The organism is Microcystis sp. LE19-195.1E, assembly GCF_027532095.1.
Lineage (GTDB): Bacteria > Cyanobacteriota > Cyanobacteriia > Cyanobacteriales > Microcystaceae > Microcystis > Microcystis aeruginosa.
Genome location: NZ_JAPZSZ010000336.1, coordinates 1 through 10,264, shown reverse-complemented (window position 1 = coordinate 10,264; position 10,264 = coordinate 1). Strand labels below are relative to the sequence as shown.

Annotated in this window: 10 protein-coding genes and 1 pseudogene; 5 read left to right on the top strand and 6 right to left on the bottom strand. The window is 44.5% G+C overall.

Features of this window, described 5'->3' with window-relative positions; translation table 11 throughout:
- Positions 1-85 precede the first annotated feature (85 nt).
- Entirely contained in the window at positions 86-1,081 is a 996-nt protein-coding gene (locus tag O9300_RS18240; RefSeq protein ID WP_287973180.1) for a carbohydrate kinase family protein, read from the top strand.
- Positions 1,082-1,400: 319 nt separating this feature from the next.
- Here O9300_RS18240 and O9300_RS18235 read toward each other — a convergent pair whose 3' ends face one another.
- From O9300_RS18235 to lepB, 4 genes are all read right to left on the bottom strand, one after another.
- Positions 1,401-2,471 carry a YheT family hydrolase gene (locus O9300_RS18235; protein ID WP_287973176.1) on the bottom strand — a complete coding sequence of 357 codons (1,071 nt, stop codon included), beginning with the start codon at positions 2,469-2,471 and terminating at the stop codon, positions 1,401-1,403.
- 65 nt (positions 2,472-2,536) lie between these two features.
- Positions 2,537-2,905: a DUF1818 family protein gene (locus tag O9300_RS18230; protein ID WP_002758115.1), complete on the bottom strand. Its 369-nt coding sequence runs from the start codon at positions 2,903-2,905 to the stop codon at positions 2,537-2,539.
- A 6-nt stretch (positions 2,906-2,911) separates the two neighbouring features.
- Positions 2,912-3,487: a hypothetical protein gene (locus tag O9300_RS18225; protein ID WP_287973174.1), complete on the bottom strand. Its 576-nt coding sequence runs from the start codon at positions 3,485-3,487 to the stop codon at positions 2,912-2,914.
- Between the two features lie 151 nt (positions 3,488-3,638).
- On the bottom strand, positions 3,639-4,736 hold the full coding sequence (gene lepB / locus O9300_RS18220; protein WP_287973173.1) for a signal peptidase I: 1,098 nt from the start codon (positions 4,734-4,736) through the stop codon (positions 3,639-3,641).
- 111 nt (positions 4,737-4,847) lie between these two features.
- Between lepB and O9300_RS18215 the strand changes: the two genes are divergently transcribed.
- The 3 genes from O9300_RS18215 (at position 4,848) to O9300_RS18205 (ending at position 6,574) form a co-directional block, all read left to right on the top strand.
- Entirely contained in the window at positions 4,848-5,507 is a 660-nt protein-coding gene (locus O9300_RS18215) for a glutathione S-transferase family protein (RefSeq protein ID WP_061430577.1), read from the top strand.
- Complete coding sequence (locus tag O9300_RS18210; RefSeq protein ID WP_002758119.1) at positions 5,508-5,804, top strand: hypothetical protein; 297 nt, start codon at positions 5,508-5,510, stop codon at positions 5,802-5,804.
- Between the two features lie 149 nt (positions 5,805-5,953).
- Positions 5,954-6,574, top strand: a complete 621-nt coding sequence (locus tag O9300_RS18205) for a chorismate lyase (RefSeq protein WP_002758121.1) — start codon at positions 5,954-5,956, stop codon at positions 6,572-6,574.
- Positions 6,575-6,606: 32 nt separating this feature from the next.
- Here the strand turns inward: O9300_RS18205 and O9300_RS18200 are convergent, their stop codons facing one another.
- Positions 6,607-8,646, bottom strand: a complete 2,040-nt coding sequence (locus O9300_RS18200; protein ID WP_287973172.1) for a hydantoinase/oxoprolinase family protein — start codon at positions 8,644-8,646, stop codon at positions 6,607-6,609.
- Between the two features lie 84 nt (positions 8,647-8,730).
- Here O9300_RS18200 and O9300_RS18195 point away from each other — a divergent pair, with 84 nt between their 5' ends.
- Positions 8,731-9,738 (top strand): Gfo/Idh/MocA family protein, encoded by a 1,008-nt coding sequence (locus tag O9300_RS18195; RefSeq protein WP_287973171.1) that lies wholly within the window; start codon positions 8,731-8,733, stop codon positions 9,736-9,738.
- A 382-nt stretch (positions 9,739-10,120) separates the two neighbouring features.
- On the opposite strand, the pseudogene O9300_RS18190 reads toward O9300_RS18195, so the two are convergent.
- Positions 10,121-10,264 (bottom strand): annotated as a pseudogene (locus O9300_RS18190) (type II toxin-antitoxin system PemK/MazF family toxin); the annotation flags it as partial.

Sequence of the window (10,264 nt, the reverse complement as noted above, 5' to 3'; positions counted from 1 at the left end):
ATTCTCCCCACACCCCACACCCCACACCCCACACCCCACACCCCACACCCCACACCCCACACCCCACACCCCACTTCCCACACCAATGCTTAACAATCAAATATCTTCGCCAGTGTCTGTCATTTGTTTAGGGGAAATCCTCTCTGATCTAATTGCCGATCAAAGCGAGCGCTCTATAGAGCAAGTGACTTCTTGGACAACCTATGCCGGGGGTGCGCCGGCAAACGTGGCCTGTGGATTGCGAAAATTGGGCATAAATTCGGCTTTTATCGGTTGTGTGGGCAAAGATCAACGAGGGGAACAGTTAATCGCCTTGCTAGACGCTCTCGGAGTCGATACCACTGGTGTACAGTATCACCCCACTCTACCCACCCGACAAGTTTATGTCACCCGCGATGCTGGGGGAGACAGACATTTTGCGGGTTTTGGCGGCAGAAAAACGACGTATTTTGCCGATAATGCTCTTAATGCTGACTTATTAACCGAAAATCTCTGGAAAAATGCCGATTATCTAGTGATGGGAACCCTAGGGTTAGCCTATCCCCCGGCGAGAGCGGCGATGATGCGCGCCCTCGAATTAGCTAAAATTTACGCGGTGAAAGTATTGATCGATATCAACTGGCGACCGGTTTTTTGGCCTAATCTTGAGGCTGCCCCTGATATCATTCGAGATTTTATCGTCCAGGCCGATTTGCTCAAATGTAGCGAGGAAGAAGCAGCATGGTTATTTGGCACTGATACCCCCGGAGAAATATCATCACAATACCCCAATTTAGGGGCAATTCTAGTTACTGGCGGCGCAAAAGGTTGTAAATATCATTTAGGCAAAAATAGCGGCACTGTCGAGGCTTTTCCTGGGGAGGTGGTGGATACAACCGGGGCGGGGGATGGCTTTGTGGCCGGTTTTTTGGCTCGTGCCGCTCTTGGGGGCGATCAAATTGGGGAAAATGCCGATTTAGCCCGTAAGGCGGTGATTTATGCCTGTGCGGTGGGGACAATGGTGACAAGGGGGGCAGGAGCGATCGCATCCCAACCGACTCGGGAACAGGTGGAGGAGTTTCTAGCGGCCTTTGACTCCTAGAAACTATACTAGGGTTTGCGGCAAAAAGTTTTTCGTGGGGGCAGGGTGTGGGGTGTGGGGTGTGGGGTGTGGGGTTTTACCCATTTTCAGGGGGTCAATTACCTAATTTTCAGGGAAAAAGTGCCTAAATTTCCCCCCCGATCACCCCAATGTCTGGCACTTTTTGATGGGAAAAAAGTCTAAAAGTCTTATACAACAAGGTTTTTAGATTTATTCAGCAAACCCTATACTAAATCTGGTTATTAAAGACTGATTATTTATTCCCCCTCTTGCATGAGTGCCTATCGTGATATGTAACCTATACTCAACGGATTTAGGATTATTTGCCAGTTTTTTGGTCAAACCAGTCTAAAACCCGATTCCATGCCCACCAGCGATCGCTATCGCCCCACTGACGCTGACAGGATAAACTGCTGATATAACCCACATGACCGCCATAGTTGGTTAAGAGTAGATCGACGTGGGGATTATCGGCGATCGCTGCTTGCAGATCGGGAATAACTGCGGGGGAAAAGAGGGGATCATCGGCCGCGTAGAGGATAAAAGTGGGTTTAGTTAAATAGGGTTGAAAGGGCAAGGGACTACTAGCGGCATAATAGTCAAAAACTGTCTCAAATCCTAAGTTTTTAATCACTAATTCTCGATCGAATCCTGCAATCGTGGTGGCGCGAGTAATTGCTTCGGGATCGATATGATCGGGATGAGCTTGATGGATGCGTTTGGCTAACTTGCGTAATTCCCTGGCGATCGCTTTTTCCAAATGTTTCCCCCAGGGATCCCGGACGAGATAGGATAAAGAACGATTAGAGTCTAAATTAGGACAAATTACCGCACCACCACCGATATCGACGGGATCGATCCCCATATCTTCCTGATTCTCTGCCGATTTAATTCCCCAGAGGGCCAATTGTCCCCCCAGAGAGTAACCCGTGAACCAAAAAGGAGCAGGACAGCCCATTTTTTGGGCTTGGGCGGCAATATGAATGAAATCTAGCCCTTCATAGATGCCATCGGAGGTGAGAGTCGGGGATAATTCGGCTGTCTTACCGTGGGCGCGCCAATCGAAGAGGACGACTGCGTAGTTTCTCGCTACGGCTTTTCTGCCTAAAATTCTTAAAAACCATTGATTATCTAAGTCTCCCGTGATGCCGTAGGTGCCGATAATTGTTCCTTTCGCTTGCGGGGGAATGGAAACAATCCCGTAGATAGGGACGGCATTGGCCCCGGTGAAAATGGTTTCTTGATAGACTGGTTCGGGAATAGCGATCGTATTTTGCCAGGTTTCTCGCGCTTTTAGGGACACATAGAGAGTCATGGCAAAACCGTTTTTCAGCAATGGGGGCGGAGTGTAGGTGAGATTATCGGTCCTCGTCCTCGGATGGGCAAGCATAGCAGCACAGGGGAATCAAAACGTCAAGAGGGGGAGACAAAAATTAACTTATGCCCACCGCTTTCTTAAAAATTGTAAAGCAAATTGTCCCAAGCGGCGAGCAACTCTGGCAGGGCAGTGGCCGACCAATTGCCCTCACAACCGCGACCTTGATAGAGAATAAATCGCAGGGAATAATTATCGGGAAATCCTGCCGCTTCTAACCACAAAAGCTCGCTTTCCGCTTCACAAGCAATACTTTCTTCATCCATTAATTCTGTGGCCATGGCCGCCATAGTTGCGGTCAATTGTGATAGTAACCGACGCAAATCTTGCCACTCGGCCTCGGTCAATTCGATCGCCCAATCATCGCCACCAATTAATCCTTTATAAATGGCTGCCTTAGGATCCCAACCGAGTCGCCAACCTGAACCATATTTGAGAATTTTTTCCATAATTTTCTAGAATTTTAATAGGTCGGCATCTCCCGGTTTTGATAAAGATGGACGACGGGGAGAAGGACTAGGAGAAGGGCTAGGATTGGGGGTTTCTTGGGGGAGAATGGCGGGGTTATAAATTTCGACTAGAAGGGTGACTAACTGCTGCCGTTGACGACGATTAAGACTGTTAATCGCTTTGATATCGGCAGCCATCGGGTTAACCGTAAGGGTTGCTTGTCCGGGATAGTTTTCTTCGCTGATTTTCTCGTTCACTCCTAGATAATCCCCTAGGGTTAATTGCCAATCAAAACGGATGAGAGTAAACCTTTTTTTTGTATCTTGATGATAACGAAGAAAGCGACTGATTAAAGTATTATTCGGATCGATCGCCCCTGTATCTCGACGGGTATAGTTGTTCTCTTTCGGTAAATCTGGCATTGCTTGATAAATTTGTTGGGCAACTGTTTCGGGTCGTTGAATTTGGCTCATCCCGGGGGATTGCCACGATAACCACCAGAAAAATATCCCTATTCCTAGCCAGAATACTAATAATATTATTTGCTTAATTTTCAGCTTTTGAGGGAATTTAAACAGCATATTAATCAAGAAAAGATTGAAGTTAATTATCTAGGAACAGTGGGGATTTTTCAGGAACATTTCAAGAGGTTGGGAATGTTATAATCATCTAACAATACCCCGACTCATCTAACTGTAACACCTAGGCTCAAAGTTACCCCAGTCATCCCCATCATAGCAAGGACTGGACACGATCGAGAGGCCAGTAAACTTTATAGGCTTGACCAACGATATAACTTTCTGGCAAAAAACCCCAAGCATGGGAATCAAAACTATGGTTACGATTATCTCCCAAAACAAACAGGCTTTTTGGGGGTACAGTCATAAATTCTATTTCATAATTGGCTAACTCGGCGGTGTAGGGTTCCTCGATAACTTGCCAGTTGAGATAAACTTTACCCCTGCGGATTTCAATGGTATCCCCAGAAATAGCGATGACTCGTTTGATAAAAAAATCTCCAGAATTAGGATCTAGTTGCTGAATTTTTTCGGGAGTTCTAAAAACAATTATATCGCCTCTTTTCGCTTGATAATTACCAGATTGACTGACGAAAATGCGATCACCTACTGCGAGGGTAGGCAGCATGGATTCGCTCGGAATCTCGAAAAATTCTATTCTTTGATGTAACCAATCGGGAAAATAATTACAGATAATTCCCCAAGTAAAAATTGCTGCCACCATCAGCGCCAAAATGGAACGATAGGTGTGACGATGGGGATGGAATTGATCGGGGAAAGTGTGATAAACATGATAAACAGCGATTGCTGTAATTAAAGGGGTAAGAAAGAGGATATTGGCCAAAAAATGATCTATTTTCAGGGTAATCAGGGATATAGTCAGAAAAATTATCCCTAAGATCACCTTATCGGCGTACAATTGCCCTAACCCGGGTATAATCCGGTTAGCGAAGACGGCAAACCATGGGTTTTTTTGTTGGCGGGGAATTTTCTCTAAGCTGTTATTCTGTCTGGAATAATAAACAGTCCAGTGAGCGTCAAAAATATTGCTAATGTAAACGATAACCAGAGCAACTATTCCCCCTAATCCCCAGCTTACATGGCCATTGTGGCTAAAAATTGACCAAATTGTCACAATTATTAATATTACTTGAGCGATTGCCAAAATGGTTGCTTTTTGGTTTTTGTTAGCATACCATTGTCCCAAACCGGGGAAAAACATCGAGAGATTGACCGCTAACCAGGGATCTTTTGCTTGTGAATTAGTCGCATAAGGACGAGAAACAGCCGAAAAAAGGGAGGGTTTGCTCATAGTATAGACCTATTGCCAATTCAGTCAACAGAGTGATCAGTGAACAGTTAACTTAAAACTCAAATCTGATAACTGATAACTGATAACTAATATAGCAACCAACAACAATTAATGCTTTTACTTCAATTTAGCACATCTCATTACTGTCGCAAAGCTCGTTTAGCCCTAGGTTATAAGGGGATTGATTACCAAGTAGAAAATCTCACCCCCGGACTACATATTCTCAAACTCAGTCCCCTAACTAAAGGGTTAACCACTGTCCCAGTTTTAATGGCAGCAGATGAGATTATTGCCGATTCTACTGCCATTTTAAAATATTTAGAAAAAGTAGTTCCTTTCCCCTCTTTTATTCCCGCTGGGGAAAAGGAGAAAAATCAAGCTTGGTTACTAGAGGATTGGTTAGATGAAAGTATTGGAGTAGCGACTAGATTTGTCTATTATAATTATCGCGCCGGAGAGGGAAAAGCGATCGATCCTTCCCTGAGTAGTCAAATAATTATTAATATCGTGCGACAACAATATAAAATCACCCCAGCCAGGGTAAAACTAGCGGAGGAGCGACTAGAAAATGCCCTCAAGATTCTAGAATATTGGCAAAATCAGGCCTATTTGGTGGCGGATAAATTAAGTGTAGCCGATATTGCCGCCACTGCCCTACTCAGTCCTCTGGCTCTAATTCCCAGTTATCGTCAAAAATATCCCTGGTTGTTTGCTAGAATCGGGGAAATTCATCAACAGTGTCGGGAAAAATTGCCCCCCGGTTTAAATTAAATGCAGCGAACGACAAAAATTATCATCCTCATCTCTATCGGTTTCTTATCGCCCCTAAAAGCCCTTGCTTTGCCCTCTCCTGAAGATATTCCCGAAGAAGTTTTACGAGCAGAAATTATCACTTCGGCTCGCTCGCCCCTTGATAATCAACCCCTAACTGCGGCAGAATATGCCTTACTAGAAGAACAATTAGCCACCAGCATTTATCCCCCCCAAATTAATCCCAAGATTCGACAATTAATTGCCCTGAGAAGATTACAAAAATTCCTCCAGATATTGATACCTTTCTATCGTTAAAATCAAAATAGTCAATCTCCTTTGGCAAAAGTGCATCTGCTAACCGAAAAGTTTAGAGAGAATTAGAGCAAGGCGATCGCTTTTATCACCAGCAGACAAAAATCCCGTGTTATGATTAATGAAAAAATCATAAAGTTTTGTAACAAACCTTGACTGCTATCCTCCGCCCCCAAGAAAAGCCCCTGCTTAATCGTCCTTGGTACTCCCTGTCCCCTCTCTGGCAAGGAGACGAAACCGATGTTAAACAAGGTTTACCCCATAGCCAACTCGCACCCCCGTGGCAGATTTTAATTCTCGGCGATGGTTCTCCCACCCGTCATTTACAACTTTTAACCGGTGAAAAAACGGAAGTGGATGTGATCGATATGTCCCCCATCGGCGACGATGAGGATGGCGCACCGATGAAAATTAGCCTGATTCCGGGGCCGAGATTGCGTCGTCAAGTCTGGTTACGCACAGCTAGTGGTCAAAGGTTAGCCTATGCCGCTTCTTGGTGGTCTGTCAATCAAGTGGACGAATATCTAGAAAATCGTTCCCTACCGATTTGGGAAAGTCTCTCGCGGCTGCACACGGAATTGTATCGCGATGTGCAGGGACTTTATTACGGTCATTCCCCGGAATTAGAAATAGCTTTTGGGGAAAAAGGAGCATTTTGGGGTCGTCATTACCTATTTTGGCACGCTCGCCAACCCCTTACCCTGATTTACGAGGTTTTTTCTCCCTATCTCCGTAAATACCTCGGCGAAATGAGAATTGATCAATTAGGATAACTGCTGTAGATATTTCTAAGTAGTTCAATTAGTTAATCTTTGGAGAGAATTAAATGATTTTTCTCCGTTAATTTTGCCATCCAACCCGGTTCAATCACAATCGTGCTGATTTTTTCGATAATAATTGCTGGTCCGGCGAGACAATCAAAAGGTTGCAGATCTGAACGCTGATAAATTGGCGTTTCTCGCCATTGATTAGCCATAAAAACCGCTACTCGATCGAGGATAGGAGGTAATTCTCCCATCGGACGGGAGCGAGTTAAAATTGCTTCTTTGGGACTGTCCATAGTCTGGATCAATTCCACGGCAATCGACTCAACAATTAAAGCTTTTTGTTCTTGCTTAAACCCATAACGTCTTTGATGTTCCCGTTCAAAATCCTGACGCATTTGATCGCTAAAATTAACCGCTAAAGTGGCATCACTGCCTTGATATTTTAAACTAACTTGCTGCCGCACCTGATTATAATCCTCTAATTCCCGACCCGCTAAAACTTCTAATTCGTTCATTTTCGTGAGTAACTGCCCGATTAAATCGGCATTTAACGGCTGTTCGATCGCTTTTTCTTTAATTACCCTCAAATCGGCCAAACCCATGCCGTAGGCGCTTAAAACCCCGGCATAGGGATGGAGAAAAATACTTTTCATTCCCAGAGTATCGGCAATTAAACAGGCCACTTGACCCCCGGCACCGCCAAAGGTACAAAGAGTATAATCACTGAGATCATAACCCTTTTGTAGAGAGATTTTTTTAATCGCATTAGCCATATTTTCCACGGCAATTTGAATAAACCCGGCAGCCAGCAGTTCAGGACTATTATTACCCCCCATTGTTGCCGCCAATTCTTGAAACTTTGTCAGCACAATCTCTCTATCTAGGGGTAAATTTCCCTCTTGTCCAAAAATAGCGGGAAAATAGGTGGCTTGAATTTTTCCTAACAAAACATTAGCATCGGTAATTGTTAATGGTCCACCCCGTCGATAACAGGCAGGTCCCGGATTAGCTCCGGCACTTTCTGGTCCAACCCGAAAACGAGAACCATCATAGACTAAAATCGAACCTCCACCAGCGGCCACGGTGTGAATACTTAACATCGGCGCTCGCATTCTTACGCCAGCAATTTCGTTATCTGTTTGGCGCTCGTATTCCCCTTGAAAATGAGAAACATCGGTGCTAGTTCCTCCCATATCAAAACTGATAATTTTGCTAAATCCCGCCCTTAAACTGGTTTGTACTGCCCCGACTATTCCCCCCGCAGGACCAGATAAAATGCTATCTTTACCCTGAAATTTATCGGCGGTGACTAAACCGCCATCGGATTTCATAAATAACAAGCTAGTTTTCGGTAATTGCTGGCTAATACTATCAACATAGCGGCGTAAAATTGGCGATAAATAGGCAGAAACTACCGTGGTATCTCCCCGGGATACCAGTTTCATTAAAGGACTGACTTGATGGGAAATGGCTAGATGAGTAAAGCCGATTTCTTCGGCAATGGCTGCCACTTGTTTTTCGTGGTCGGGATAACGATAACTGTGCATAAAAACAATCGCACAACTTCGGATACCCCCTTGATAAACTGGTATTAAATCGGCTTTAACTTGGGCGGGATTAACGGCGATTAATTCTTGTCCTTGACGATCGTACCGTTCGGCCACTTCGATAACTTGTTCGTATAATAAAGAAGGAAGAATAATTTGACGGGCAAAAATATCGGGGCGATTTTGATAGCCAATTCTCAAGGCATCTTTAAAACCTTTGGTGATTAACAAAACCGTGCGCTCTCCTTTTCTTTCTAACAGCGCATTGGTGGCTACCGTTGTTCCCATTTTAATCACTTCGATGTTATCTAGGGAACCGCTAATATCTTTGATCCCTTGAATGACTGCATCTGGGTATTTTTCGGGATTTTCCGAGAGCAGTTTATAGAGAACAATCCACTGTTGATCGGCAAGGGGAACAATCAGAAATCTAGCGGCATCTCTAGCTAGTCGTTCAATAATTTCTGGTCGATCGATTATCGCCACGATATCGGTAAAAGTTCCCCCTCGATCGATAAAAAATTTTAACATAATCCCTTCCAGTTCTCAGAATCAATGAACAATTGCGCCTAATCCTTTTAAAATAAACTAGATTGATTTATCTGAGTAAGCAAAATGTCCACAGGAATCGCTATCTTAGGGGTAGGACGTTGGGGAGTCCATTTCGTCCGCCATTTTTCTCAACATCCCTCAGCACAAGTAGTGGCGATCGTTGACTCCTCTCCTGAAAAACTCCGTCTCTGTCGCGATCAATTTAATCTGGATACTAATAAGGTTATTTTAGCCAATGACTGGGAATCTATTCGCAATCACCCCGAAATCTCGGCCGTAGTCGTCGTTACTCCCGCCATCAGCCATTATCCCCTGATTAAAGATGCTCTTAATTTAGGTTATCACGTCCTCGCCGAAAAACCCTTAACCCTCAATACCCAAGAAAGTGCCGAATTAACGGCATTAGCGGCGCAAAAACAGCGTATTTTATTAGTTGATCATACCTATCTTTTTCATCCGGCCGTTATCACTGGACAAAAAGTCCTGCAATCCGGGGGTATCGGTAAACCTCTTTATGGTTATGCCACTCGCACCCACCTGGGGCCGGTTCGTCAGGATGTGTCCGCTTTGTGGGATCTAGCTATTCACGATATCTCGATTTTTAATCATTGGTTAAATAGTACACCAGTATTAATTCAGGCACGAGGAACGGTTTGGCTACAACCTAATCTAGCCGATTTAGTCTGGTTAACCCTGATCTATGGCGATGGTTTTCAAGCGACTATTCACCTTTGTTGGTTGAATCCCGATAAACAGCGACGTTTAGGGATAGTTGGCAGCGAAGGGACTTTAATTTTCAATGAATTAGACTCTCGATCGCCTTTAACCCGACAAAAGGGCCATTTTGAGCGTCAGGAAGCCTATTTTATTCCCCGGGGACAGGAGACGGAATCTATCCCTATTGCCGATGGTGAACCCCTGAAAGCATTATGCGAACATTTTTTAGAGTCGGTGGCTACGGGGGTCGATTCTCCTGTATCTTCGGGATCGGTAGGGACGGAATTAGTCAAAATCCTCCAGGCAGCAGAATTATCTCTAGCCAGAGGTGGAGAGATTGTGCGCTTAGAATAGGGAAAAATGGGATCGATAAGCTGTTGACTATCTAAATTACTGGTTAAGACTGCACCGGGGTTGGCAGCAGGGAAACGAGCGATCGCTGTCCAGTTAGTGGATGTGTTCGGCAATGATGCCAGTGCCACGGTTGCGGTGCGTTAACTTTTGCGGTGTTTTCAGAAAGATGAAGTATAACCTGATTTGCCATTGACGAGGAGTTTATACGGCGTTGAATTTATCTAATTTCTTTCACCCGATCGGTGCGTAGCGCGGTCGATCGCTAACGGCTGAATTCAACCGCTATTTTGGTCTATTTTCCAGCATCAGTCGCTTTTTGTTGGTCGGGTGCAATGATTTGTTAGACCTCAAATTCGATTACAGTAGCAATGGCGGCTACAATTTACAGTATTGTAATTTCAGAAACGCTTCCTAATTTACGAATAAACCTTTGTAAATCCACCCCCCTTAGTTGAAGAGTGTCAATTGCAGAAGCTTTATTCAATCCATTGATACTGTTAGGTTCAATTTTAACGTGCCAGAAATT

What these genes read in the sequence shown, in the direction of transcription:
- O9300_RS18240 (WP_287973180.1), top strand. Translation starts at nt 86, where the DNA reads ATGCTTAACAATCAAATATCTTCGCCAGTGTCTGTCATTTGTTTAGGG.
- O9300_RS18235 (WP_287973176.1), bottom strand. Translation starts at nt 2,471, where the DNA reads ATGCTTGCCCATCCGAGGACGAGGACCGATAATCTCACCTACACTCCG.
- O9300_RS18230 (WP_002758115.1), bottom strand. Translation starts at nt 2,905, where the DNA reads ATGGAAAAAATTCTCAAATATGGTTCAGGTTGGCGACTCGGTTGGGAT.
- O9300_RS18225 (WP_287973174.1), bottom strand. Translation starts at nt 3,487, where the DNA reads ATGCTGTTTAAATTCCCTCAAAAGCTGAAAATTAAGCAAATAATATTA.
- lepB (WP_287973173.1), bottom strand. Translation starts at nt 4,736, where the DNA reads ATGAGCAAACCCTCCCTTTTTTCGGCTGTTTCTCGTCCTTATGCGACT.
- O9300_RS18215 (WP_061430577.1), top strand. Translation starts at nt 4,848, where the DNA reads ATGCTTTTACTTCAATTTAGCACATCTCATTACTGTCGCAAAGCTCGT.
- O9300_RS18210 (WP_002758119.1), top strand. Translation starts at nt 5,508, where the DNA reads ATGCAGCGAACGACAAAAATTATCATCCTCATCTCTATCGGTTTCTTA.
- O9300_RS18200 (WP_287973172.1), bottom strand. Translation starts at nt 8,646, where the DNA reads ATGTTAAAATTTTTTATCGATCGAGGGGGAACTTTTACCGATATCGTG.
- O9300_RS18195 (WP_287973171.1), top strand. Translation starts at nt 8,731, where the DNA reads ATGTCCACAGGAATCGCTATCTTAGGGGTAGGACGTTGGGGAGTCCAT.